Here is a 232-nt window from a genome sequence, read left to right as displayed (position 1 = left end):
CGACAAGGTTGCGAGGAGCCCAGACATGAAAAAGATCGAAGCCATCATCAAGCCGTTCAAGTTGGACGAGGTGAAGGAAGCGCTGCAAGACGTCGGCGTGCAAGGTCTCTCTGTCATCGAGGTCAAGGGCTTTGGTCGCCAGAAGGGTCACACCGAACTCTACCGCGGTGCGGAATATGTCGTGGACTTTCTGCCCAAGGTGAAGATCGAAGTGGTGCTGGACGACGATCAG

The 232-nt window shown here is 55.6% G+C and carries 1 protein-coding gene; it reads left to right on the top strand.

What is annotated here, in order from left to right:
• Positions 1 to 25: 25 nt before the first annotated feature.
• Positions 26 to 232: P-II family nitrogen regulator (locus tag R2R70_RS23415; protein WP_410979409.1), on the top strand; the 207-nt coding region annotated here is incomplete at its 3' end.

Source organism: Cobetia sp. SIMBA_158 (assembly GCF_046566945.1).
In the GTDB taxonomy this organism is placed as follows: domain Bacteria; phylum Pseudomonadota; class Gammaproteobacteria; order Pseudomonadales; family Halomonadaceae; genus Cobetia; species Cobetia amphilecti.
The sequence above is the reverse complement of the archived record's forward strand: the minus strand, read 5'-3'. Positions and strand labels throughout refer to the sequence as shown.